The following is a 24,862-nucleotide window of genomic DNA, read 5'->3' on the forward strand; positions in this document are numbered from 1 at the left end:
GGGAGAAATTACCAGTCCATCGGACCCTTCCCGTGGAAGGAATCAACGAGGAAATCGATGAAGGCCCGCACTTTGGGTTGCGTAAAGCGGCCCGGCGGGTAGACGGCGTAAACGCCTTGAACTTCGTCAGGCAGGGACGGCATTGCATCGACAACCAGCCCGGCCTTCAGGGCTTCGGCGTAAAGATAGCTGGGTAGATAGGCGATACCCAGGCCGGAAACCGCTGCGTTCAACAGGGATTGGCCATCATTGACACTCAACCACCCGGCGGTACGAACCTGACGTTTTTCACCGGACGGCGCGGTCAGTTTCCAGACATTGCCCGAGGATTGGCTGGAATAATGCAGCAGCTTGTGTTCGTTCAGATCATCGATCTTCTGCGGCCGGCCGAATCTTTCGACATAACTGGGCGCGGCGACCATGCGTTTGACCGTCTCGGTCAGTTTGCGGGCGCGCAACGTGCTGTCTTCCAGCTCACCAATGCGCACGGCCACGTCAAATCCTTCGGAAATCAGCTCGACATAGCGGTTGTTCAAAACCATGTTCACGGTGATGTCGGGGTAGGCTGCAAGGAACTCGGACAGAACAGGTGACAGGTGATTGACGCCGAAATCCGTGGCGACGCTGATGCGCAAAAGACCAGACGGGGCCGATTGCATTGACGTGACCAGTGAATCCGCTTCTCCGGCATCATTCAACACGCGCCGCGCGCGGTCATAATAGGCCAGCCCGATTTCCGTTGGTGAAACCCGGCGCGTGGTGCGGTTCAACAGCCGCGCTCCCAGACGCGCCTCAAGGCTCGATACGTGTTTGGACACAGCTGATTTGGAGATGCCCATCTTTTTGGCCGCATCGGTGAAGCCACCCTGGTCCACCACATTGGCGAAGGCTTCCATTTCGGTCAGTCGGTCCATACTCGTTCCCCAGATCTTGATTTCCGTCCTGACTATGGCGCTGAATCTGGGCGGAAACGGGGCAGACATGGGATAATATCAGGGATTTGAATCGGATCGTTTGCGTATGAGAAACGCAGAAACAGTGGTTTCCAAACTCACCTCAGGCATTGTGATGCTGTGTTTTTCAGGCAATCGCGCTAAGATCTCTCATTGAGAATGGCATTTTTGTGACCAGGGAGGAGATCATGAGAACCTTTTTCGCCATTGCTGCGCTTTGCCTTTCTGTGGGCTTTGCGCATGCCGGAGGAGAGACCCCGTCGAATCCTGATGCAAAAGTCTATTTCGTCAACCTGTCGGATGGCGATACCGTGCAATCACCGGTCACGGTTGTCTTTGGCCTAAGCGGCATGGGCGTCGCGCCCGCCGGAACCGACAAAGAAAACACCGGGCACCACCACCTGCTGCTTGACCGTCCCCCGCTGGGTGAAGGCGAGGATGGCGCGGATGAGTTGGCCAATGGCCTGCCCGCCGACGATAATCACATGCACTTCGGAGGCGGTCAGACCGAAGTAGCATTGAATCTGTCGCCGGGCCAACACACCCTGCAATTGGTTCTGGGCGATGCCGGGCATGTGCCGCATTCCCCGCCGATTGTATCCGAAGTGATCACGATCACCGTGGAATAGCCGCAGGTCGTTGAAACCGTCCGTTCGGTTCATGTGATGGAAAGGCATTTACATTTTCGGCGCACTTAGTGAATCTGCCTGCATTTGCAGGGGGTAATAATGTCGCTGGAATTCTTCGTCACATCATTGATTGTTGTTTTGCTGCCGGGTACCGGCGTCATCTATACTTTGGCTGTCGGTCTTGGGCGCGGGTTTCGCGCAAGTCTTGCCGCAGCCTTCGGATGCACACTTGGGATCGTTCCGGCGGCCTTGGCCGGCATCATCGGACTTGCAGCCTTGCTGCACACCAGTGCCGTCGCGTTTCAATTCATCAAATATCTTGGCGTCTTGTACTTGTTCTACATGGCATGGGGTATCCTGAAGGACGGCGGTGCCATGGATGTCGCGGCGGAGAAATCCGCAAAAAGCGACTTTGGAATTGCCGTGACAGGAACGCTGATCAACGTTTTGAACCCAAAGTTGTCGCTATTCTTCCTGGCCTTTCTGCCTCAATTCCTGCCGGCGAATGCAGCAAATGCAGGAATGGAACTGGCCAAACTGGCGCTGGCCTTCATGGCCATGACATTTATTGTTTTTGTCGGGTATGGGGCATGCGCCGCACTGGCGCGGGACTATGTGATCCGGCGCCCTGCTGTGATGGCGTGGATAAAGCGGTGTTTCGCAACCGCTTTTGGTGCATTGGGTGCAAAGCTCGCGCTGTCGGACTGAAGACACTCTGAACGAGTGGCTTCAGAACTCCGCGGCAAGGCGTGTGCCCTGATTGATTGCGCGTTTGGCGTCCAGTTCCGCGGCCACATCCGCTCCGCCGATCACATGCGGGGTGATCCCGCGTTCGATCAGCGCGTCGGCCAGCGACCGCTCGGGCACCTGTCCTGCACACAGAACGATCGTATCCGCCTTGATGACGGTCGGATCGGCGCGCTCTTCTCCGAACGAGACATGCAGCCCCTCGTCGTCTATGCGTTCATAGTTCACGCCGCCCACGAAGTTGACATCCTTCATCTTCAGCGTGGCGCGGTGGATCCAGCCGGTGGTCTTGCCCAGCCCCTTGCCATGCGCCTGCTTCTTGCGCTGCAGCAGCGTGACCTGCCGCTTGGGCGCCTCGGGTTGCGGGCCTTCGGGCGCCAGGCCTGCGCGGTGCTGTTCAGGGTCGGCGACGCCCCATTCCTTCATCCACAAGGGCAGGTCCGTGGTGGGCGAATGGCCTTCCTCCAACAGGTATTCCGACACGTCGAAGCCGATGCCGCCGGCGCCGATCACGGCCACCGATTTGCCCACCGGGGCCTTGTCGCGCAGCACGTCGATATAGTTCACGACATTGTCGCTGTCTTCGCCCGGGATCTGCGGGTCGCGCGGGTTGACGCCCGTGGCGATCACCACCTCATCGAACCCGCCCAGATCGTCGGCGCCGACTTTGCGGCCCAATTCGACCTTGACGCCCAGATCGTTCAGCATGGTGCGGTACCAGTCCACCAAGCCCCAGAACTCTTCCTTGCCCGGCACCTGCTTGGCCATGTTCAGTTGGCCGCCGATCTCGTCGGCCTTATCGAACACGGTCACGTTATGGCCGCGCTCCGCCGCCGTCATCGCCGTGGACAGGCCCGCCGGACCCGCGCCCACGATGGCCACGCGCTTGGGCGTGGCGGCCTTTTCGATCACCAGCTCGGTCTCGTGGCAGGCGCGCGGGTTGACAAGGCAGGATGTCAGCTTGCCGCTGAAGGTGTGATCCAGGCAGGCCTGGTTGCAGGCGATGCAGGGCGCGATCCTGGCCGACTCGCCGGCCATCGCCTTGGCCACGAAATCCGCATCCGCCAGCATCGGCCGCGCCAAAGAGACCATATCGGCACAGCCCTCGGCCAGCACCTGCTCGGCCACATCGGGCGTGTTGATCCGGTTCGAGGTGATGACCGGAATCCCCACCTTGCCCATCAGCTTCTTGGTCACCCAGGAAAAGGCCGCGCGCGGCACGCTGGTGGCGATGGTCGGAATCCGCGCCTCGTGCCAGCCAATGCCGGTGTTGATGATCGTGGCCCCGGCCTTTTCGATCTCCTGCGCCAGTTGCACCACCTCGTCATGGGTCGAGCCGTTGGGTACCAGATCGATCATCGACAGCCGGAAGATGATGATGAAATCGGTTCCCACCGCCACGCGGGTGCGGCGAACCACCTCGATAGCCAAGCGCATGCGGTTCTCATAGGACCCGCCCCAACGGTCTGTGCGCTTGTTGGTGTGGGTCACCAGAAACTGGTTGATGAAATAACCCTCGGACCCCATGATCTCGACCCCGTCATAGCCCGCCTTTTGGGCCAGCACGGCGGCGTTGACGATGTCGCTGATTTGTTTCTCGATGCCGTCCTCGTCCAACTCGTTGGGGGGGAAGGGCGAGATCGGAGACTTCACCGGGCTGGGCGCCACGCATTTCGGCCCATAGGCATAGCGGCCCGCATGCAGGATCTGCATCGCGATCTTGCCACCTGCCTGATGCACACGGTCGGTGACGACGGAATGATTGGCCACGTCCTTGTCGCTGGTCATCATCGCCGCCCCCGGCAGGACCGAGCCTTCAAGGTTCGGCCCGATTCCCCCCGTGACCATCAGCGCCACGCCACCGCGCGCGCGGGCGGCATAGAACTCGGCCACCCGGTTCCAGTCGCCGGTTTCTTCCAACCCGGTATGCATCGAGCCCATCAGGACCCGGTTCTTCAACGTGGTAAAGCCCAGATCCAGTGGTGCCAGCATGTTTGGGTACACAGTCATGGCAAAACTCTCCCTCCTGAATTTGCGTGATAGATTGACGTTCGCGTAAACTTTGTCACGCGAAACCCCACGTCACCCTCTTTGCTGTTGCGCCGGTGGTTGCTAGAGGTGGGCGGAACAACCCGATGAGGCCGCGCATGACCCCCGAAGATATTGCAAAACTGCCCTACCGCCCCTGCGTCGGGCTGATGCTGATGAACGATCAGGGCCAGATCTTTGTCGGACAGCGCAACGACCGCCACACGAACGCCTGGCAAATGCCGCAGGGCGGTGTGGACAAGGGCGAAGACCCTCGTGATGCGGCCTTGCGTGAGCTGTTGGAGGAAACCGGAGTCACGGCTAATCTGGTTGAAATCATCGCGGAAACCGAGGGCTGGCTGCCTTATGACCTGCCGCATGACATCGTGCCCAAGATATGGAAGGGCCGCTTCCGCGGGCAGGAGCAGAAATGGTTCCTGATGCGGTATCTGGGAACCGACGATCAGATCGACATCGCAACCCACCACCCCGAGTTCACCTGCTGGAAATGGCAGGACCCCGACCGGCTGATCGCCGAGATCGTACCCTTCAAGCGCGAGGTGTATGAGCGCGTGGTCGAGGCTTTTTCCGACTATCTAAGCGAATTCTGATCGCTTGGGTTGCGTTTCAGATTGATCCGCTAGGCGGACAAATCTGCCGTTCGTATTGGTCGGCATGTATACCAAAACCAATACCGGCCGGTGTTTGGCGGTTCTGTCGTTAAAGCGTCTATACCTTCGTAAATTCCATCCGATAGACGACTTCTTCGCCCGTCATGGGATCGATTCCGGGAGCACCACTAATCACCAATCTATCACCTTCGAGTACAAATGGACGCGAAAGGTCGCCGTGCCAATTTGGATTCCAAGACCCATCAACATGATGAACGACGCGGTCTTCTTCCAGTGAATAAGACGCGACGTAGGCAAGCATGTCGTCGAAAAGCTGCGCTTTTTCGCTTTCGGTCCAACCATTTCGGCCTGAGTTCGGGCGATCGCGCCTGAAAACAGTGGCCATCATCCGACCGTCTGCGTGGTATGCAATATAGCCGATTGGGTCGGGCCCCAGTGCATCGGTAATTTCTCCCGTTGCCACCGACTGCCGCGTCCACGCATGCATTTTCCATGACCCAATCAAAGCGCTTCTATCCAAAATAGGCCCCCCGATATCCATCTATGTTTAGACAGTTTCGAACTATCTAGCTGAACTACCGTTGGTGTTAAGAAGGAAGTTCCCGGGGCAGCCAACCTTGGTAGGTTTGGGCTCAAAGCAGCCCTTCCTCCCGCAGCAATTCCAGCATATCCGCCTCGGGTCTCGGGCCGATATGGCTGATGACCTCGCGGGCGCAGACATTGCCAATACGGGCGCAGGTCTCGAAATCGCGGCCGGTTGCCATGCCAAACAGGAACCCGGCGGCAAACTGGTCGCCCGCACCTGTTGCATCAACGGGGACGACCTTCTCGACCGGTACGTCAATGCGAGCGTCGCCGTTCATAACCGTCACCCCGTCGCCCGACCGGGTGCAGACCACCAGCGGGCAGATCGCCGACGTGCGCCGCAGCGCCTCTTCCAGGTCGTCGGTTTCGAACAGGGATTTGATCTCGGCCTCGTTGCCGATCACGAAATCCAGCTCGTTTTCAATCAGCAGCAGGAAATCCACCCGATGCCGTTCCACACAGAATGGGTCGGAAATGGCAATTCCGGCCTTGCCGCCACCCTTGTGACAGGCACGTGCGGCCTCAAGGAATGCCGCCTTGCCCTTCTCTTTGTCGAACAGATACCCCTCAAGGAACATGATCTGGCTGTTTCCTGCGACCTCATCCGGAACGTCCTGAGACGACAGTTCCGAGGAAATGCCCAGATAGGTGTTCATCGACCGCTCGCCATCAGGCGACACAAAGATCATCGAGCGTGACGTCGGCAATTCGCCACCCGGAACAGGCGGGTTCACGAAGTCGACGCCATCTTCATTCATCGCATCTGCATAGAACCGGCCCAGAGCGTCATCGTGTACCCGGCCGATGAATGCTGCATCCAACCCAAGCGCGCCTGCGCCCGCAATGGTATTGGCCACCGAGCCGCCCGGCGTTTGAACTCGGCTTTCCATCGAGGCGTACAGCACCTCGCCGCGTTCCTGTTCGATCAACTGCATGATGCCTTTTTCGATGCCCATCAGCTCCAGAAAGCTGTCATCGGCCTGGGAAATCACGTCCACAACGGCATTTCCGATGCCGGTCAGTTGATAAGTCTTCATAGGGTTTTGTCCTCGAATTGGCAGAGATCACGGATGATGCAGGTCGGGCATTGCGGCTTGCGCGCCTTGCAGTGGTACCGGCCATGCAGGATCAGCCAGTGATGCGCATGAAGTTGAAAGTCAGCGGGAATATTGTCTTCTATGGCGCGTTCGACCGTGTCCACATCCTTGCCGGGGCAAATACCGGTGCGGTTGCCGACGCGAAAGATATGGGTGTCCACCGCCTGCGCCGGTTGCCGCCACCACATGTTCAAAACCACGTTGGCCGTCTTGCGGCCCACACCCGGAAGGGATTGCAGGGCAGCCCGGGAATTGGGAACCTCGCCGCCATATTCGTCAACCAGGATACGGCTGAGCTTGATGACGTTCTTGGCCTTCTGGCGGAACAAGCCAATGGTCTTGATGTGCTCGATCAGGCCGTCCTCGCCCAGATCCAGCATCTTTTGCGGCGTGTCGGCGATCTTGAACAGGTCGCGCGTCGCTTTGTTGACACCCGCATCCGTGGCCTGCGCCGAAAGGGCCACGGCGACGACCAGAGTATAGACGTTCACATGCTCCAGCTCGCCCTTGGGTTCCGGGTCGGCCTTTTGAAAGCGCGTGAAAATCTCGCGGATCGTATGATAGTCGAGTTGCTTTGCCATCCGGGCCTTAATGCCGTCCACCGCGCCCTGACACAAGCACAAAGCCAATGCGCAAGTTCCGGGTCGCGACAGCGTGGCCAGCGCGCTATGGTTTTGTCAGATGATGAGGTGGAACCATGAACGTCCAGACCCCAGAAAGCGGTTATCATTACAACGTCATGCGCCGGGCAATCGAGTTGATCGATCAGGGTGGTGAAGGCCTGAGCCTTGATGAACTGGCACGCCAGATGGATATGAGCCCGGCCCATTTCCAGCGTTTGTTCTCGCGTTGGACCGGAGTGTCACCGAAACGGTATCAACAATACCTGACGCTGGGCCATGCGAAGGCATTGTTGCGTGAACGGTTTACGACATTGGAAACGGCCCACAATGTGGGCCTGTCCGGCAGCGGACGTCTGCATGACCTGTTCCTGACGTGGGAATCCATGAGCCCCGGCGAATATGCCCGCAAAGGCGAAGGTCTAACGATCTATTGGGGGTGGTTCGAATGCCCCTTTGGCCCTGCGCTGGTCATGGGGACCGACAAGGGCATCTGCGGCATTGCCTTCGGCGCCGAGACCGGCGAAGAGGCCGCGATGGAAGACATGATCTCGCGCTGGCCCAAGGCGACGTTTGTCGAGGATCCGATGCGTCTGCGTCCTTGGGCGCTGAGTGCTTTTGGCGCTGCCAGCGACCGGTTGGAGCCGACACCGGTTTTCCTGATCGGATCACCTTTGCAAATCAAGGTGTGGGAAGCGCTGATGCATATCCCGTCCGGGCAGGTCACGACCTATTCCGAGATCGCCCAGCGAGTCGGCTCGCCGCAAGCCGTTCGCGCCGTGGGAACGGCAGTTGGCCGCAACCCGGTCAGTTGGTTGATCCCCTGCCATCGGGCATTGCGCAAATCAGGGGGTCTGGGGGGCTATCACTGGGGCTTGCCTGTCAAGCGTGCCATGCTGGCCTATGAGGCGGCGCAGGCAGACGCCTGATTGACAGACGGCCCGGCCGCTGCCAAAAGGCACCTCAGGTTCGGGTCCCCTGCCGTTCGCGGCCATTGGCTTTGGTGAAACCCGGTTTGAAAAGCATCTGTTGCCCTTTCCCGGCGCGCGGATGGAAATGCGAGCCCCGTCCTGACTTCGCGCCCGTTCAAGGACACGAGGCACATGATGATACGATCCCAAACCGTTGCTCCGGTTGAAGAGCTGAAAGCGCAGGCGAAACGCCTGCGGGAAGACTTGAAAACGAAGGGCGTTTCGCTGTCGCACAGTGCGGCATTGGAACTGCTGGCCCATCAGCATGGCGTTCGAGACTGGAACACCTTGCACGCAATGGCCGGAAACCGGATGCATCTGCGCGTGGGTGATCGGGTCGAAGGGCGCTATCTGGGTCAGGCGTTCACGGCCGAAATTCGCGGTCTGACCATGCTTGGCGATGGCGCGCGTCGCCGAGTGACCCTGCATTTCGATACGCCGGTCGATGTGGTGCGCTTTGACAGCTTTTCTGCATTTCGACAGCGCGTCACCGGCGAGATTGGGTGGGACGGTCAATCCCAGCGCCGCACGTCCGATGGCGTACCCCAGCTTGTGGTGCGGCCCCTATAGGGGGTTGCGGGCGGGGCCAACCGCGTTGCCCCGCCCGATCTGTCTGCTTTGCAGCTAAGTTACTCTGCCGCCCAACCACCGACAGCTTTGATCTCGAGGAAGTCCTCAAGCCCAAAGACGCCGCCTTCACGCCCGTTGCCGGATTGCTTCATGCCGCCGAACGGTGAGCCCGCGCTGCGCGATTGTCCGTTCATTTCGACCATGCCCGACCGCAGCGCCCGCGCCATGCGATTGGCACGCGCGCCGTCCTGCGTCTGAACATAGTTGGTCAGGCCATAGGGTGTATCATTGGCGATTTCGACAGCCTCTTCTTCGGTGTCGAAGGGGATCATGGTCAGAACCGGGCCAAAGATTTCTTCGCGGGCGATGGTCATCTGGTTGTTTGCATCGGCAAAGACCGTGGGGCGGACATAGTAGCCCTTGTTCAGCCCCTCTGGCCGTCCGGTGCCGCCTGCGACCAGCCGCGCCCCTTCATCGATGCCCTTCTGGATCAGGTCCTGAATCTTGGTCCACTGAACTTCATTCACCACCGGTCCGATATGGCGGCCTTCCTCTGAGGCAGGGCCAACCTTGACCATGTTTGCGACCTCGGCCGCGGTTTCCACAGCCTTGTCATAGATCGGGCGCTGCACCAGCATCCGACTGGGGGCGTTGCAGCTTTGGCCGGTGTTTTGCATCATGTGCAGCACCCCACGCTTGACCGCTTTTTCGTCCGCGTCCTCAAAGATGACGTTGGCCCCTTTGCCTCCTAGCTCAAGATGTACTTTCTTGAGGGTATCAGCCGCATTTTTGGAAATCGCGGTGCCTGCGCGGGTCGAGCCGGTGAAGCTGACCATGTCTACATCCGGATGGCCCGAAAGTTGCGAACCAACCCCCGCGCCGTCGCCGTTGACCAGATTGAACACACCGGGCGGGAAGCCTGCCTCGCCCATCATCTCGGCAAAGATCATCGCGTTCAGCGGGCTTTGTTCCGACGGTTTCAGCACCATGGTGCAGCCCGCAATCGCAGCAGCCCCAACCTTGAGCGTGATCTGGTTCATCGGCCAGTTCCACGGCGTGATCAAAGCGGCAACGCCTACCGCCTCGTAAATGATGCGATCATTCGGCGCATGATCCCCCAGCGGGCGTTCAAATTCAAACGACCTGGCGGCGCGGATGAAGTTCTTCAGGTGATAGATGCCGGCGCCCGCCTGCGCCGAGCGCGCCAGATCGATCGGGGCGCCCATTTCCAGCGACATCGCCTGCGCCAGATCCTCTGCCCGGGCTGCATAGAGTTCGACCAGTTTTTCCACCAGCGCGATGCGGGTTTCCACTGGCGTGGCCATCCAGCCCGGCAGGGCGGCCTTGGCCGCGGCAACGGCCGTATTCGTGTCGGCTTCGGCGCCAAGCGAGATCACGGCGCAGGGGTCTTCGGTTGACGGGTTGATGACCTCGAAGTCATTGGGCTGCGATGGGGCCACCCACTGACCATTAATATAGAAATCCCGCTTTTCGATCATCCTGAGCCCTCCTAAAGGTCTGCCTGAAATCGGCTGTTCGGGGCCACTCTGTCACCCATGCACAGGCTGAGCAATAGTGAATTTGATCAAATTATTTTCTGGCAATGCCCACGAAATCCGTATCCTCAAGCGCGATGGACGGTTTAACCTGCACACAAAGTGATTAGGTTCCAAACAACCGATTCAGGTTTTTCACAGAGAAGGAGATGCCCCATGGGTTTGCGTATCAACGACACCGTTCCGAATTTCACGGCAGAAACGGATCAGGGCACCATTCAGTTTCACGACTGGATTGGCGATAGCTGGGCCATTCTGTTCTCGCACCCAAAGGATTTTACACCTGTTTGCACCACCGAGTTTTCGGCCGTTGCGCAGTTGAATGACGAATGGGCCGCGCGCAACACCAAGGTGATCGGCGTATCGGTCGATGGTGTCGAAGACCACAAAAAGTGGAAGAAGGACATTGAGGAATATGGCAAGGCCGAACCCGGCTTTCCGATCATCGCCGACGACGGTCTGGCTGTGTCCAAGGCTTTCGACATGCTGCCCGCCGAAGCATATCTGCCCGACGGCCGTACACCGGCTGACAGTGCCACGGTGCGTTCCGTCTTTATCATCGGACCGGACAAGCAGCTGAAGCTGTCGATGACCTACCCGATGACCGTGGGCCGGAACTTTGCCGAAATTCTGCGCGCGCTTGACGGTTTGCAGATGTCGGCCAAGGGCGTTGCGACACCTGCCAACTGGGTGCCGGGTGAAGACGTGATCATACCGCCAACCGTGTCGAACGAAGACGCCAAGGCCAAGTTTGGCGAGTTCGAAACGATCTTCCCCTATCTGCGCAAGACCAAAGCGCCGTCGTAAGCCGGTTGCCGGGTCAGGGGGGCTGTCTGCCCCCCATCGTGCCCGCAGGCACGATTCCCCCCGAGGATATTTTTAGCCAGATGAAGCACGCGGTTGTTGCAGGTCGAGCGACCACCGAGATGTCATGCGCGTACTGCATTTTTCGGGGTTTTCCGGGTGCCCCCGCGCCTGACGCGCGAGGGCAAAGAGGTGCAGGAATCCGGAGAGAAACCTGACACCCGAAGCAATCAGAAATTATGGCGAAGTCCGAAATTGATGCTGAAAGTATCCAGATCGTTCTCTACGTTGCCGGTCAAAGCTCCGTTGGGGGCCAGGCGCTGCGACGAAACATCAAAGGCGCGGGCGTAACGGGCGTCAATCGTGAACGCTGTCGACGGGTTGATGTCATATGCCACACCGGCGATCAGCTGGGCGGCCAAGGTGGTGTCGGTGTCGTCCAGCGCCACACCCGGCCCGTAAGAAAAATCCAGATTCGAATAGGTGGCACCCAGCCCAAACCCGGCAAACGGTGTCAGCGCGCCGGCCTGTTTGAAATCGAACAGCAGATTGGCAAATAACGAGGTCTGCGTGACGTCGCCCGAGATATTGCCCTCGGGCCCCGGACCATTGCCGGTAAAGTTTACACCACCCACGTCGCTGTCGCGATATGACAGTTCCAGCTCGATCCGCGTTCCGATGATATCGTTGGACCATTGCGGGATTTCCTTGCCTACCGCGAGGCCCAGTCCGAAACCTGCGTCGAATTCGGTATCGACCGATTGCGTCGCGCCACCGATCGTCCCGGTGAAATCGCTGTCCTGTAGCTGGCTGTAGCCGATGAAGCCGTGAATATAGGTGCCGTCGCCCAGGCTCTGCGCGGCAAGCGCCGTTGCGCTGATCGCCAGAGCCGAAGAGGCGAGAATGAGGCGCGTGAACATAACCATCTCCAGTGTTCCAAAGTCCGCATGCCATGGATGTGGACGAGGCTGGCCCAAAAAGAAAGGCGCCGGGCCTTCACTTCGTTTCACAGGTTTTTAGGAATGTGTGAGTGAATAGACACGAGGCTCTGCCACTGTTTCAGGGCACATCCCTGACCAACGGTTCTGACAGGAGTTCGTCGACAAAGAAACTGAGCAACTGCACCCTGCTGGAAACGCCCGCCTTTCGATAGACCGCAGCGCTTTGGGCCTTGATCGTCCCTTCTTTCGTCTGTCGCATTCCGGCGATTTCCGCGATGGAAAGCCCCTTGATCGTCAGCATGGCAACGTCACGCTCAGCCTCACTGAGCTGCCACGCGCTGAACTGGGTTTCGATGACCTGGGCAAAAGCCCCTTGCGCCACTTGCAGTTGCCGCTGCATGTCGCGCACCCGTCTGGACTGGGAACGGATCAGGGCGATCGTGGCGCTCAGGCCGCCGACAAGCGCCAGCGACAAAAACAGCTCGAACGAATGAAGGTGACGAAATCCCGCGCCGTCGCCGCCTGTCCAATCCAGCAGCGCATCCGTCATGAAAAAGGCGGCGCAGAGGGCCTGCACCACCAGAAGAAGCCAGAGCAAAGACGTTTGAGTAACTTTCATGCGGCCCCATGGACGTTGCGGGTTCAGTCGTCGTCCTCTTCGAGCTCGATGGCTGTCACCACCCCGTCCGTGTCAGACAGAACCAGTTCAGTTTCCACGCCATCCTTGGTGAGTTCAACCTCGATCTTCCCACCTTCGAATTCGATCTCTTCGATCTGGTACCCCTGGGCTTCAAGCGCCGCGCGGATATCGGCTTCGCTTGTGCCCAATTTGTCGCCCAGTCCGACATTGGCCAAAGCAAGAACTGGTGCGGTTGCGATCAATCCCGTCAGTGTCAGCAGTTTCAAGGTTTCCATATCGCATCTCCTTTTTGCGTTGTGGCGATGCAGTGGAACTGGGGATGGCAGAGGCGCCCTGCGATTGGTTTTTGGTTGAAACAGGGTGAATAGAACCAAGGTTTAGGCCATTCGCAGCCGTTTGCGCGCGTCAGGTTCAGATTGCAATCAAGTTGTGCTAGTTTGTTTTGCGGAAACATACGGGCATGGGACCAACGATGTCGGGCTTTCTGACTGTCCTGAACAGGAGAAAACCATGGCTTTTACAGATTGGTACGTCGAGGGAGAAAGCTTCGGAAACTGCAACTGCGGCTATGCCTGCCCCTGCCAGTTCGAGGAATTGCCGACGCATGGCGATTGCCGCGGCTTCGAGGTGCTTGAAATATCCACCGGATATTTTGGCGAAACGGATCTGAGTGGAACCAAGGCTGCGTTGATCTATGCATGGCCCGGGCCAATATTCGAGGGTGGCGGTGAAATGCAGGTGATCGTCGACCCCGCGGCCTCACCGGCGCAGCGCGATGCGCTGGAAAAAGTCTTTCACGGCGAAGAAACCGAAGAGATGGCAACCCATTGGTACGTGTTCCGAGCCATGTGTGAGACGGTGCACGACACGCTGTACCTGCCGATCGAGCTTAAGATGGATATCGAAGGACGAACGGCCAGCGTTGCCGTTGGCGACGTTCTAAAGTCGACCGGGCGCCCGATTCAGGCCCCGCATGGTGGCGGCGAACACCGTGTACGCATCGATATTCCCGGCGGGATCGAATTCACCATTGCCGAGATCGGCAGCGCCTCGACCCGAGCTTATGCGGCGATCAAACTGGATCTGAAAGACAGCTACGGCCAGTGGCACCTGTTGAAACATGGCCCCGGTGGCGTCGCGCACTGACCTGCGGTCAGGCGGCTTTCGCGGATTCATCGGGGCGGATCTTCCAGCCCGGAACCGCCAGATCCGCCGACAGCACCCGGACTTCGAAGGGTTTGAGGACCGGCAATGCGGTCGAACCGTAACAGCCTTCACCATTGGCCAGTTCCGGGAACAGTTCGAACAGCTCGCTTCGTGTGGCGGGTGCCATTGCCCTAAGACTTGTGTCACCGGGGTAAAAGGACTCGGACCAGAGTCCTTCGACATTCACCAACTCATGCTGATCAAAGAGGATATGAATGTACTCCACCCCATGTGCGGGCGTTTCCTGAACGATGGTATGCCCATTGATCAGCCCCTTTGCGGGGGCCAGCATCGCCGGCTCGCAATGCATAAGCTCCATCATGGTCGAGGTCACGGCAATCCGGTGCTGTGGGGAAATGACGAGATCGCGGCTTGGGCTGTTCGGCCCGAAACAGCCCGCCTTGATCCGTACAGGGGACAGGTGCGTGTTTCGCCGCAACTCAGCCGCGGACAACCGGCGCTTGCCGATCCAGCGGACCGGGCGTGCATGGCCGCCGGCGGTGATGACCGGGTCGCCGGGCTCCAGCGCCTCGACCCTGCGCAGCCCAGTCGGTGTCTGGATCAGAGATCCTGTGGTGAAACACACGAAAGAAGGCAAAGTGTCATACGCGGATGACGGCGCGGTGCCGGCAAAACTGGTATCTGAAATCGTGTCATTCAGTTCGGCCTGACCCGAAGTGACTATGATGTAACGCGGGTTTGAAAACTGGATCAGGATGAACGTGACCGGCGCGCCATCGACCGTGCCTGTGTAGTTTTCGAAAGTACTGAAATTCTGGGTCGAGCCGGAAAAGCCGGGAAGAGACGCGAGGTCAAGTTGCGAGCTGCCATCCGGGTCGGGATCTTGCAGCAGGGCGTCATTATCCGTGACTTCGACCGAATACGCAGCAGTAATATCAACACTGCGGTTGCTGAACGGGTCTGCGCTGATTTCGTAAACAGTAATCGATGCCACGGTCGAACAGCTTCCTTGAAAACGGCAATATACCCCTTAAGGTTGAGCTAATACACGCAATAAGTGTTAATAATTGATTTACCAAAGTTGCGGCGCAGTTAACCGTCCTGTGCCGCGCAAACAAAAAGGCCCCGGATGAAACCGGGGCCTTCCGCTGTCTGTCAGAGGGGCAGATTACTCTGCGTTTTCCTCTTTCTTTTCTTTCTTTTCCGGAACGATCTCTTCGCCGGTTTCCTGATCGACGACTTTCATCGACAGGCGCACCTTGCCGCGATCGTCAAAGCCCAGCAGTTTGACTTTGACTTCCTGACCTTCTTTCAGAACATCCGACGGATGGTTCAGGCGGCGGTTTTCGATCTGCGACACGTGGACCAGACCGTCACGCTTGCCAAAGAAGTTCACGAAGGCGCCGAAATCGACGATCTTGACCACCTTGCCGGTGTAAACCTGACCTTCTTCAGGCTCTGCCACGATCGAATAGATCATGTCATAGGCCTTCTTGATCGATTCCCCGTCGGGCGAGGCGATCTTGATGACGCCATCGTCGTTGATGTCGACCTTGGCGCCCGAAACCTCGACGATCTCGCGGATGACCTTGCCGCCTGAACCGATCACTTCACGGATCTTGTCGGTCGGGATGTTCATGGTCTCGATGCGCGGGGCGTGGACCGAGAAATCGTTGGTCTCGGACAGGGCTTTGCCCATCTCGCCCAGAATGTGCATCCGGCCTTCCTTGGCCTGTGCCAGGGCGGTTTCCATGATCTGAGGCGTGATGCCGGCAACCTTGATGTCCATCTGAAGCGAGGTGATGCCGTTTTCGGTGCCCGCAACCTTGAAGTCCATGTCGCCCAGGTGGTCTTCGTCACCCAGGATGTCGGTCAGAACAGCGTATTCACCGTCATCTTCCAGGATCAGACCCATGGCCACACCGGCAACTGGCGCTTTCAGCGGAACACCCGCATCCATCATCGACAGCGAACCGCCGCAGACAGAGGCCATCGAGCTTGAGCCGTTGGATTCAGTGATCTCGGACACCACGCGAATGGTGTAGGGGAAATCGGTCGGCGCAGGCAGTACCGCCTGAAGCGCGCGCCATGCCAGTTTGCCGTGGCCGATCTCGCGACGGCCGGGCGAACCAACGCGGCCCACTTCACCCACCGAATACGGAGGGAAGTTGTAGTGCAGCAGGAAGTTCGATTTGAAGTTGCCGTGCAGCGCGTCGATGAATTGCTCATCGTCGCCGGTGCCCAGCGTGGTCACGGCCAGCGCCTGTGTTTCACCGCGGGTGAACAGGGCAGAACCGTGGGTCCGGGGCAGAATCGAGGTTTCTGCAACGATCGAGCGGACATCGGTGGTCGAACGACCGTCGATCCGCTTGCCGCCCCTGACGACGTCGCCGCGCAGAATGCCGGCTTCCAGCTTTTTCATCGCGGAACCGAGGTTGCCGTCTTCCAGCTGCTCTTCGGTCAGCGCCTCTTTGATCGCTTCGCGGGCGGCGGCAACAGCGGCGGTGCGCTCTTGCTTGTCGGTGATCGCGAAGGCGACGCGCATCTGCTCTTCACCGGCGGCCTTAACGGCGGCATAAAGCTCGGAGTAATCCGGGGCCTGGAAGTCAAACGGCTCTTTCGCGGCTTCTTCCGCCAGCGAGATGATCAGGTCGATGACCGGTTGGATCTGCTCATGCGCAAAGTTTACCGCACCCAGCATTTCCGCTTCGGACAGTTCGTACGCTTCCGATTCCACCATCATCACGGCGTCTTTGGTGCCGGCCACAACCAGGTCCAGACGCTGTTCGGGGTTCAGGCGCAGATCCTGCATGTCGTCCACGGTCGGGTTCAGGACATATTCACCGTCGGTGTATCCCACGCGGCAGCCCGCGATCGGGCCCATGAACGGTGCGCCCGAGATGGTCAGAGCAGCCGAAGCAGCAATCATCGCAACGATGTCGGGATCGTTGACCAGATCGTGGCTCAACACGGTACACATCACCAGGACTTCGTTTTTGAAGCCGTCAACGAACAACGGACGGATCGGACGGTCGATCAGACGCGCGGTCAGCGTCTCTTTTTCGGTCGGGCGCGCTTCGCGCTTGAAGAAGCCACCCGGAACCTTGCCGGCGGCATAGTATTTCTCTTGGTAATGCACGGTCAGCGGGAAAAAGTCCTGACCGGGCTTCTGTTCCTTGGCGAAGGTCACGTTGGCCATGACGCTGGTTTCGCCCAGGGTGGCAATCACGCTGCCGTCAGCCTGACGGGCAACCTTGCCGGTTTCCAGTGTAAGCGTTTCCTCGCCCCACTGCATCGATTTCTTCGTTACATCAAACATATGCGTATCCTAGATGGGAGCACTCCCGCCCCTGCGGGTCTCCCGTTTTGCGTGGCGGCCCCATTGCCGCCGACCCCAATTTATCTTCCATTCGAGTGCCGAGGTCAGGGCACAACGTCTCAGATACCGCGCGCATACATGAGAATGCGTTGGAAGGAAAGAGAAACTGCATCGGATGGCCGTTTCATGCCGGGACTGGCTTGTGCTGCCACCGGGTGCAAAAGATTCAAGCCCGAACAACGATCAACTTATCAAGTCGCGGTTCGTTTTCCACGAGCGGGATTACGGGAACACAGAACAATCTGTAGCGCTAACATATCTGCAGTCGAATGCATTTTGTAAAAATATGAAGGCAGTATAAGCTCTTACCATTAAGCCTGCGGTCGAAATGACGGAAACGCGCCAAGGGGGTTAACTAACTCATTCCCGTCCGCCGACCGAATACCTTGGCGTTTGCAGACAGCGAACAGAAGGGCAATCGAATGGCACAAACAAAGAAGATGCTGGATCCGGACCCCCGGATTTACGACTTCGAAACGGAATATGAACTGGGGCAGGATAACGTCCGGCCGTTTGGCTTGGACATTCACAACCCGGTCTTTCTGATCTCGAGTATCATGATCTTTGCGTTCGTTCTGATCGCATTGGCCAACCAAGAGGCCGCAGCTACGTTTTTCGGCTGGCTCCGACCTTGGCTAACCAGCACGTTCGATTGGTTTCTGGTCCTTTCGGTAGATGCAATCACCCTGTTTTGTCTGGTACTGATCATCCTGCCCGTCGGTAGTGTGCGGATCGGCGGCAAGGACGCCACGCCTGATTATTCCTACGCCGGATGGATCGCGATGATGTTCGCCGCCGGTATTGGTATCGGCCTGTTGTTTTTCGGGGTGATGGAGCCGGTCTACTACAACTTTGCCGAAGACGGGAATGCGCGCCCACTGGGTATCGATATCGCTGTCCCGGGCAATGAGTATATCGGCATCGTCGGTACCATTCACCATTGGGGGCTGGAAGGCTGGGCGGTTTACGCCGCAGTCGGCCTGAGCCTGGCAATCTTCAGCTACAATCTGAACCTGCCCCTGACTTTGCGTTCGGCCTTCTATCCAATTCTGGGTGAACGGGTCTGGGGCTGGTGGGGCCATATCATCGACACGTTGGCGGTTTTTGCCACGTTGTTCGGATTGACCACATCGCTCGGTCTGGGTGCTCAGCAGGTTGCCGCTGGCCTTTACGAGGTCTTCGGCATCGAACCCAGCCCCACCGTCGTGGTTCTGCTGATCATCGGCATTACGTTGATCGCGCTGGGCTCGGTTTTGCTGGGCATGGATGCGGGCGTCAAACGGCTGAGTGAGATCAATATGATCATGGCCGTGGGGCTGTTCCTTTTCGTCATCGCTGTAACGGGCATTGGCACCGCCATCGCACGGTATTTCAACGTGATGACTGATTACGTGCTGCACCTGCCCGCGCTGTCGAACCCGTTCGGACGGGAAGACACCAGCTATTTCCACGGTTGGACGACCTTCTACTGGGCGTGGTGGATCGCATGGTCACCGTTTGTTGGGATGTTCATTGCCCGCATTTCAAAGGGCCGTACAGTGCGCGAGTTCGTAATCTGTGCGCTGCTTGCGCCAACTGCCGTCTGTGCCCTGTGGATGTCGACCTTCGGCGGCGCTGCCATCGACATGTTGAACGCAGGCGGAGCGGAAGGCGTCCGCGCGACCGTGATCGACAGCTACGCCCCCGAGGGAGCGTTGTTCGGTTTCCTGAAGGAGCTGCCGCTGTACAGCATCGTAGCCCCGATCGCCCTTGTCCTGATCGTGATCTTCTTCGTCACCTCGTCTGATTCCGGATCTTTGGTGATCGACACGATCACTGCAGGCGGCAAGATGGACGCACCCGTGGTTCAGCGCGTGTTCTGGTGCACTTTGGAAGGCCTGGTTGCCATCGCATTGCTGTTGGGAGGCGGTCTTTCCGCATTGCAGGGCGCGGCGGTTTCAACCGGCATCCCCTTTACGCTGGTGGTTCTGATAATGTGCTACTGCCTGTGGCTGGCGTTGAAATCTGAGCGGGCAAAGATGTAGATTATACACCGAATCCCCAAAAAACGCCTGCCGCATGGTGGGCGTTTTTTCGGGTCGATTTAAGAAATCCTGGACCTTCGTTACTCGTAACTCCAAGTAAAGATGGGCACGGGCGTTTACCTGTGAACATTTTCCAAGAGGGGTTTGCGATTTGCCTGATGCCGTTGAACCAGTTTTCGCATTAGCTTGCCCCGTTGCGGAATAAAACGCGCAGAAGTTGCTTGAAACTGCGGAGCGCAGCACTCTGGAAACAAGTCCATGATTTCTTGTCGCGCGTCAGCCGAGACTGATTTGAGTGCTTCGGGGCCGGTAAACAGGCTTTCTGTCGGTGTCCCATTGGACCAGATGATTTCATGGGTATCGAACAGCAAGTGGAAATACTCAATACCGTCAGTTGTGTCTTGCACAATGTCCACGCCGTCCAGTAGCAACAACTTGTTTGCGGGGATCAGCACATCCTTGCAATCGAACATCCGCAGTGCAACTGCCGACGACACAAGAACGCGATGCTGCGGTGAGACGACAAGGTCCTGTTTGGGGAATCCGTCGCCTAAAGCTCCGGTGCGGATCAAAATGGGTCTTAGCCTTTGCTGCGCATGAAGCTCGGCAGCGCTGAGGCGTCGCGTACCGATCCATCGAATAGGTTTGTAGCCATTGTCAAAGGTCAACACCTGATCTGAAATCTCCAGGTCTTCGACCGCCACTGATCCGTGGCGTGTTTCAATCATTGTCCCAGATGCAAAGCACAGAACGTCCACAAACTCACCGCTTGCGTTGGTCGGGCCGGTTAAAATCTGGTCAATTTCAATAGTATTGGTACCGCTGTCGTTCCAGGCCGCTGCAATCGCATCGGTATTGACTGTCATTCCGTTGAACAGCTCTAGAGGTTCAAGCGGACCATTGTTTGTCTTCACACCGTAGAGTTCGACCGTCCCATCCGGATTGATCATCAGGCGGACCACGGGATCACCGTTTGTATTCCCCAACTGCCAAACAGCTGGCGTGTTGACTTCATATCTCTGACCGTCGGCAAACCGAACTGTTTGCCCCGAGGTTCCAGAAATCTGGAACTGAAGTTCATTGGGCGAAGATCCGGGTCCGCCAACAAACAGGTCAACACCGTTGATTTGAGCACTGAAGCTGTTGTCGAGCGTATCGAAATCGATAACGACACCGCCACCGGGAGAAGTATCTGCATATGTGGTACTGTTACCGTCTGATATGCTGAAGCTGGTCATCTAATTTTCTGAATTTTGTATAAGCCTGAGTTAGCACAAAGCTCATTTGCGTTTAACAATCAGGCTGGGCATTGGGTGGTGTCGCTTTTGTGTTCCGGTTCATACTAGAAAGTCCAGCCTCCCTGCAGGGCGCTGTGGTGTGGAATTGATACCGGTAAAGCCGCTGGTTCTGATGATGTGCCAAGGCTTGTGGCTGGCGCAGCGAGTGTTTTCAGATGCCAATAACCATGGCTGCAAGATACTGTTGAGGCAGGGACGATTCCATCCTTGCCCAAACAGGGAACTTGCCCGCCTTGTCGAGTGTTCTTCGGCGCTGCTATTGCGTTGACATTGAACTCTCGGAACAGGATTTGTACTGCAAAACGATCTGCTGTCGACCACCCCGGAGGAATGAGTGTCAATTGTTGATGTCCTGGCTGCGCGCCTGATCGAAGATGTCAAATCCAATGACCTGTCAGGTAGCTTTCTGATGCTTGGGCGGCAGGATTGGATCGGTGCGCGCCGGTCTGCGTCCGCCGCATTGTTCAGGGAAACCTTGCAGAAATACCTGCCCGGAGTGGCCGAAGCTGACCTTTGCAACCCGGATGATGGATATTCGGAAACATTCTTTCGGAAACTTGGGTTCTCGGAAGTGGATTCGCTGGATTTTTCGGATTTCGAAGGTGCGAGCATCGTTCAGGATCTCGCGGGGGATTTGCCTGAAAACCTGGTTGGTCGGTTTGACGTTATCTATGACGGTGGAACATGCGAGCACGTGTTCGACTTGCCGACCGCATACCGGAACATCGACAAGATGCTGAAGCCCGGGGGTGTGTTTATCGCACATTCGCCATCGAACAACTGGATCAATCACGGCTTCTATCAGATTTGCCCAGAGATCGTGTACGGCTTTTGGGTCAACGCCATGAACTATGAGGCTCTGAAATGTGTGTGGCAGCCGTTAAGGCCATATGCCGCCCGTGACGTGGTGAAGATGACGAATCCCAACAAGACAAAGAAACGTCCGCGACCGCTGGGAACTTTTGGTCCGGGATTGCCTGTCCTTCTGGATTATGTGGTTCGAAAACCTGTTGCCGGCACCAAGACAAGTGCAAGTGTGTCGCAAAGCGACTATGCCACGCGCTGGGAAAACACGCAGAAAGCTTAGAACCAAGTGCCGCAACGGACAATCCCTGACGGCCGCGGCATTCCCTGATCGCCACGGAATGCTCTGCTGTTCTGGCAAGTTAAGGGGGAAGTATCGCTTGCGGCGGATCCAACGGAAAACGCCCGCCGGTTGGCGGGCGTTGAACCGGAAAACCCGGTTTCAGGTCATCTGCAAAAAAGCGCTTAGCGGCGGATGCCCAGCTTTTTGATCAGGTCCTGGTAACGTGCTTCTTCTTTGCCTTTCAGGTAGTCCAGCAGCTTGCGGCGCTGGGCAACCATCTTCAGCAGACCGCGACGACCGTGGTTGTCTTTCTTGTGGGTCTTGAAGTGCTCGGTCAAAGTGGTGATGCGCGAGGTCAGGATGGCAACCTGTACTTCAGGCGAACCGGTGTCGCCCTCTTTGGTTGCGAATTCTTTCATGACGCGTGCTTTTTCTTCAGCAGTGATCGACATCGGGGTCTCCTTCAAAGGTTAGAGTTGATGGCGCAGGCCGGGATGTCGTCCAGCACAGGCCCATGGAGAAAACCGCACCGATTCCGATGCGGATGGGCGCGTATAAGCGCATTTTCACCAAATGGCAAAGGGAATTTGCGGGTTCAGACCATCTGCCCGTACTGGGCCAGTTGCGCTTCGGTGATCAATTGAATGTCGGCCACCGTCATGCCTTGAGCCCCGTATACCTGCGCCACTTCCTGACCGTTGATCATCACCCGGGTCAGATTGGCGTTTTCAGCGTCAGGTTCCACCTCAATCTCCGGGTCGGCCTCATCCTCCCAGGTGACAAGCAGCTTGTCCTCACCGGGTTGGAATCCCATGACAGTCACGTCTTCGTCACCCGGGCTCAGCACGATGTCATCGGCGCCTTCACCACCGTTAACCACATCCCCGCCGCCTGCCACAATGGTGTCGTCACCGGCGCCGCCATTCAGGAAGTCCTTTTCGGCTGCGCCCTCTTCGATGCCAAAGACAAAGTCATCGCCGTCGCCGCCAAAGACCGTATCTTCACCTGCGCCACCGTTCAGGGCATCGTCTCCGAACCCGCCCTGCAACGCGTCATCATCCGCCCCGCCCGTCAGAGTATCGTCGCCCTGACCGCCATAAAGTTCGTCTTCGCCTTCGCCGCCATCCAGGGTGTCGTCCCCGAAATGGCCGAACAGGGCATCGTCCCCCTCATTGCCGAACAGAATGTCGTCATCCGCCTCTCCGTGCAGAACATCATCACCCTGACCGCCCGAAATCGTGTCCGTACCTTCGCCCCCGTGCAGAACGTCATCGCCCTTGCCGCCGTCGATGGTATCATCGCCGCCAAACCCGTTGATCTGGTCAACACCGTCCTGACCGGTGATCTGGTCAGGGCCATCGCTGCCGGCAATCACCAGGTCTCCTTCGAATTCAGAGATTACGGTGCCAGTGGACTGGGTTTCGATGTCGGGATTCACCGGGTCTTCGACGTTTTCGCCAATCTCAAGAAACTCTCCGGTGTAGGGTTCCGTTTCCGGGGCCTCGTTGGGCCCGTCCTCTAAAACGTCCTCGTCTTCGATCAGCATGTCGCTCATCGCGTATGCGGCACCGCCGATGGCGGCGAGTCCGATCAATCCGGCCAGAAACATGACACCTCTCCGATCGCAGAATGCTCCGAGGGTGAACATCCCATGCAATCGGCAATCGGGTCAAAGTCAAGGTATTGAAATGGTTAATACTTTATCACCATTGCTCGGGCTGTTGGCTGTAGGCGATATAAAGCGGGTGCTTGGGGTGACCGTCTTTGGTCAAGCCCAGATGGAACAGCGGCTGGCCGGTCCGGCGCAGCAGGGTTTCCACCGCCGGGCCCCGGTCCAGATGCGCACCATGGGTGCCCCAGGCGGCGATGACCTGATCAGCCCACCGAACACCTTCCAGAATGGCGGCGTCATTTTCCGGGCCTACCGGATCGGCAGCAGCGCGCATCTTGCGCGGATCGGTGTCGCGCCAGGCAAAGATGTTGGTCACCTGAAACGCGCCGAACCCCAGCGCCCGGGCACGACGTTCGCAGCGTTCAACCGTCGGGTCGTTCTGCACTTCGGTCGCGGTAGACGGGTTCAACATGACAAACAGCGCCTTGCGCCCTGCCGGGTTCCACACGCGGGTCAGGCTATAACGGTATTTCTCGCAGTCGGAGTAAATGGCGGTCGAGGGCGCATCGCCCTTGGTGTGCGTTCGGGTGATCATGCCTTTCGCCTAACACGCGGTTCAGGCGGCGAACACCCGGCTGGGATGCAATTCGCCCGATTTGTAAACCCCCACGGCCACGGCCTTGCCATCCAGCGAGGCCCATGCCTCGTCGCCGTATTCAACATCCGAGGCCAACACCATGCCCGGGTTGCCATTGCGCAGGCGGGTTGCGCCTTCGGGGGTGCATTTAAGCTCTGGCAGGTCGGACAGGCCGGCTTCCAGCGGGTGCAGATAGTCGTCCAACGCCGTGGTTTTTGCCATTTCGTCGATCTGTTCGATGCTCAACCCGTCTTCGGCCTCGAACGGTCCGGACCAGATCCGGCGCAGTTCCCGGACGTGGCCGTGGCATCCCAGCGCTTCACCCAGATCGCGGGCGATCGAGCGGACATAACCGCCCTTGCCGCAGGTCATCTCCAACACCACGTGATCTGCGTCGGGGCGGTCGACAAGGATCAGTTCCTCGACCCAAAGAGGCCGGGCTGTCAGTTCCACGTCTTCGCCGTCGCGGGCCAGTTTATAGGCGCGCTGGCCGTCGATTTTCACGGCGGAAAACTTGGGCGGAACCTGCATGATGTCGCCCAGAAACGGGGTCAATGCTTGTTTGATGTCTTCATCCGACGGGCGGGCATCGCTTTCGGCAATCACTTCGCCCTCGGCATCGTCAGTGTTGGTGGCCTGGCCCAGACGGACAGTGAAGGTGTAGGCTTTCAGAGCGTCCGTGATGTAGGGAACGGTTTTGGTCGCCTCACCCAGAGCCACGGCCAGAACGCCGGTCGCTTCGGGGTCAAGCGTACCCGCATGGCCCGCCTTTTTGGCATCCATCGCCCAGCGCACCTTGTTGACCACAGCGGTCGACGTCATGCCCGCGGGCTTGTCCACCACCAGCCAGCCGGAAATGTCGCGACCCTTGCGTTTGCGTCCCAT

General features: G+C 58.1%; 24 protein-coding genes and 1 pseudogene. 9 read left to right on the plus strand and 16 right to left on the minus strand.

All coding sequences use genetic code 11. The annotated features are described in order from the left end of the window. Positions 1-8: 8 nt before the first annotated feature. Positions 9-914 (minus strand): LysR family transcriptional regulator, encoded by a 906-nt coding sequence (locus ACR3E6_RS06520; protein WP_152459401.1) that lies wholly within the window; start codon positions 912-914, stop codon positions 9-11. Between the two features lie 227 nt (positions 915-1,141). Between ACR3E6_RS06520 and ACR3E6_RS06525 the strand changes: the two genes are divergently transcribed. Both ACR3E6_RS06525 and ACR3E6_RS06530 read left to right on the plus strand, forming a co-directional pair. Further along, a complete protein-coding gene (locus ACR3E6_RS06525; protein ID WP_210093662.1) occupies positions 1,142-1,582 on the plus strand; it encodes a DUF4399 domain-containing protein in 441 nt (146 codons plus the stop codon). Positions 1,583-1,681: 99 nt separating this feature from the next. Then, the gene (locus ACR3E6_RS06530; RefSeq protein ID WP_480486368.1) at positions 1,682-2,290 is read left to right on the plus strand and encodes a LysE family translocator; all 609 of its coding nucleotides are present in this window, start codon (positions 1,682-1,684) and stop codon (positions 2,288-2,290) included. Between the two features lie 21 nt (positions 2,291-2,311). On the opposite strand, the gene ACR3E6_RS06535 is transcribed toward ACR3E6_RS06530, so the two are convergent. Then, entirely contained in the window at positions 2,312-4,339 is a 2,028-nt protein-coding gene (locus tag ACR3E6_RS06535) for an FAD-dependent oxidoreductase (RefSeq protein WP_480486370.1), read from the minus strand. Positions 4,340-4,476: 137 nt separating this feature from the next. Here ACR3E6_RS06535 and ACR3E6_RS06540 point away from each other — a divergent pair, with 137 nt between their 5' ends. Further along, positions 4,477-4,968, plus strand: coding sequence for an RNA pyrophosphohydrolase (locus ACR3E6_RS06540; RefSeq protein WP_480486372.1), 492 nt, complete (start codon positions 4,477-4,479; stop codon positions 4,966-4,968). Positions 4,969-5,086: 118 nt separating this feature from the next. Here ACR3E6_RS06540 and ACR3E6_RS06545 read toward each other — a convergent pair whose 3' ends face one another. The 3 genes from ACR3E6_RS06545 to nth form a co-directional block, all read right to left on the minus strand. Further along, positions 5,087-5,530, minus strand: coding sequence for a lipocalin-like domain-containing protein (locus ACR3E6_RS06545; RefSeq protein ID WP_210093665.1), 444 nt, complete (start codon positions 5,528-5,530; stop codon positions 5,087-5,089). A gap of 91 nt (positions 5,531-5,621) precedes the next feature. Further along, complete coding sequence (locus ACR3E6_RS06550) at positions 5,622-6,611, minus strand: adenosine kinase (protein WP_209835214.1); 990 nt, start codon at positions 6,609-6,611, stop codon at positions 5,622-5,624. Beyond that, a complete protein-coding gene (nth, locus tag ACR3E6_RS06555; RefSeq protein WP_171637323.1) occupies positions 6,608-7,252 on the minus strand; it encodes an endonuclease III in 645 nt (214 codons plus the stop codon). The genes ACR3E6_RS06550 and nth overlap by 4 nt, the downstream gene beginning before the upstream one ends. A gap of 116 nt (positions 7,253-7,368) precedes the next feature. On the opposite strand from nth, the gene ACR3E6_RS06560 reads away from it, so the two are divergent. Further along, positions 7,369-8,220 carry a bifunctional helix-turn-helix domain-containing protein/methylated-DNA--[protein]-cysteine S-methyltransferase gene (locus tag ACR3E6_RS06560; protein WP_209835215.1) on the plus strand — a complete coding sequence of 284 codons (852 nt, stop codon included), beginning with the start codon at positions 7,369-7,371 and terminating at the stop codon, positions 8,218-8,220. 174 nt (positions 8,221-8,394) lie between these two features. Then, positions 8,395-8,832, plus strand: coding sequence for a glyoxalase superfamily protein (locus tag ACR3E6_RS06565; RefSeq protein ID WP_371732282.1), 438 nt, complete (start codon positions 8,395-8,397; stop codon positions 8,830-8,832). A gap of 59 nt (positions 8,833-8,891) precedes the next feature. On the opposite strand, the gene ACR3E6_RS06570 is transcribed toward ACR3E6_RS06565, so the two are convergent. After that, positions 8,892-10,331: an aldehyde dehydrogenase family protein gene (locus tag ACR3E6_RS06570; protein ID WP_480486375.1), complete on the minus strand. Its 1,440-nt coding sequence runs from the start codon at positions 10,329-10,331 to the stop codon at positions 8,892-8,894. A 213-nt stretch (positions 10,332-10,544) separates the two neighbouring features. Between ACR3E6_RS06570 and ACR3E6_RS06575 the strand changes: the two genes are divergently transcribed. Then, positions 10,545-11,195: a peroxiredoxin gene (locus ACR3E6_RS06575; RefSeq protein ID WP_171637316.1), complete on the plus strand. Its 651-nt coding sequence runs from the start codon at positions 10,545-10,547 to the stop codon at positions 11,193-11,195. A 227-nt stretch (positions 11,196-11,422) separates the two neighbouring features. Here the strand turns inward: ACR3E6_RS06575 and ACR3E6_RS06580 are convergent, their stop codons facing one another. From ACR3E6_RS06580 to ACR3E6_RS06590, 3 genes are all read right to left on the minus strand, one after another. Continuing rightward, a complete protein-coding gene (locus ACR3E6_RS06580; protein ID WP_480486377.1) occupies positions 11,423-12,112 on the minus strand; it encodes an outer membrane protein in 690 nt (229 codons plus the stop codon). Positions 12,113-12,251: 139 nt separating this feature from the next. Continuing rightward, entirely contained in the window at positions 12,252-12,752 is a 501-nt protein-coding gene (locus ACR3E6_RS06585; RefSeq protein ID WP_171637312.1) for a helix-turn-helix transcriptional regulator, read from the minus strand. A 23-nt stretch (positions 12,753-12,775) separates the two neighbouring features. After that, positions 12,776-13,048 carry a PepSY domain-containing protein gene (locus ACR3E6_RS06590; RefSeq protein ID WP_171233448.1) on the minus strand — a complete coding sequence of 91 codons (273 nt, stop codon included), beginning with the start codon at positions 13,046-13,048 and terminating at the stop codon, positions 12,776-12,778. A 235-nt stretch (positions 13,049-13,283) separates the two neighbouring features. Between ACR3E6_RS06590 and ACR3E6_RS06595 the strand changes: the two genes are divergently transcribed. Further along, entirely contained in the window at positions 13,284-13,919 is a 636-nt protein-coding gene (locus ACR3E6_RS06595; protein WP_171637310.1) for a DUF1326 domain-containing protein, read from the plus strand. Between the two features lie 214 nt (positions 13,920-14,133). Here ACR3E6_RS06595 and ACR3E6_RS06600 read toward each other — a convergent pair. Further along, positions 14,134-14,934 (minus strand): annotated as a pseudogene (locus tag ACR3E6_RS06600) (Hint domain-containing protein); the annotation flags it as partial. Positions 14,935-15,108: 174 nt separating this feature from the next. Beyond that, complete coding sequence (gene pnp, locus ACR3E6_RS06605) at positions 15,109-17,259, minus strand: polyribonucleotide nucleotidyltransferase (RefSeq protein ID WP_480486380.1); 2,151 nt, start codon at positions 17,257-17,259, stop codon at positions 15,109-15,111. A gap of 482 nt (positions 17,260-17,741) precedes the next feature. Between pnp and ACR3E6_RS06610 the strand changes: the two genes are divergently transcribed. Continuing rightward, positions 17,742-19,343, plus strand: a complete 1,602-nt coding sequence (locus tag ACR3E6_RS06610) for a BCCT family transporter (RefSeq protein WP_171637305.1) — start codon at positions 17,742-17,744, stop codon at positions 19,341-19,343. A 116-nt stretch (positions 19,344-19,459) separates the two neighbouring features. On the opposite strand, the gene ACR3E6_RS06615 is transcribed toward ACR3E6_RS06610, so the two are convergent. Then, positions 19,460-20,581, minus strand: coding sequence for a Hint domain-containing protein (locus ACR3E6_RS06615; protein ID WP_480486382.1), 1,122 nt, complete (start codon positions 20,579-20,581; stop codon positions 19,460-19,462). Between the two features lie 394 nt (positions 20,582-20,975). Here ACR3E6_RS06615 and ACR3E6_RS06620 point away from each other — a divergent pair, with 394 nt between their 5' ends. After that, on the plus strand, positions 20,976-21,728 hold the full coding sequence (locus ACR3E6_RS06620) for a class I SAM-dependent methyltransferase (protein ID WP_171637304.1): 753 nt from the start codon (positions 20,976-20,978) through the stop codon (positions 21,726-21,728). A 182-nt stretch (positions 21,729-21,910) separates the two neighbouring features. Here ACR3E6_RS06620 and rpsO read toward each other — a convergent pair whose 3' ends face one another. The 4 genes from rpsO to truB all read right to left on the minus strand — a co-directional run bounded on the left by rpsO (position 21,911) and on the right by truB (position 24,862). Beyond that, positions 21,911-22,180, minus strand: a complete 270-nt coding sequence (gene rpsO, locus ACR3E6_RS06625; protein ID WP_152459381.1) for a 30S ribosomal protein S15 — start codon at positions 22,178-22,180, stop codon at positions 21,911-21,913. A 143-nt stretch (positions 22,181-22,323) separates the two neighbouring features. Beyond that, entirely contained in the window at positions 22,324-23,337 is a 1,014-nt protein-coding gene (locus tag ACR3E6_RS06630) for a calcium-binding protein (protein WP_480486385.1), read from the minus strand. A 94-nt stretch (positions 23,338-23,431) separates the two neighbouring features. Then, complete coding sequence (locus ACR3E6_RS06635) at positions 23,432-23,935, minus strand: DUF1643 domain-containing protein (protein WP_480486387.1); 504 nt, start codon at positions 23,933-23,935, stop codon at positions 23,432-23,434. Positions 23,936-23,956: 21 nt separating this feature from the next. After that, positions 23,957-24,862 (minus strand): tRNA pseudouridine(55) synthase TruB, encoded by a 906-nt coding sequence (gene truB, locus ACR3E6_RS06640; RefSeq protein WP_170346688.1) that lies wholly within the window; start codon positions 24,860-24,862, stop codon positions 23,957-23,959.

It is taken from the genome of Ruegeria sp. AL3 (assembly GCF_056536065.1).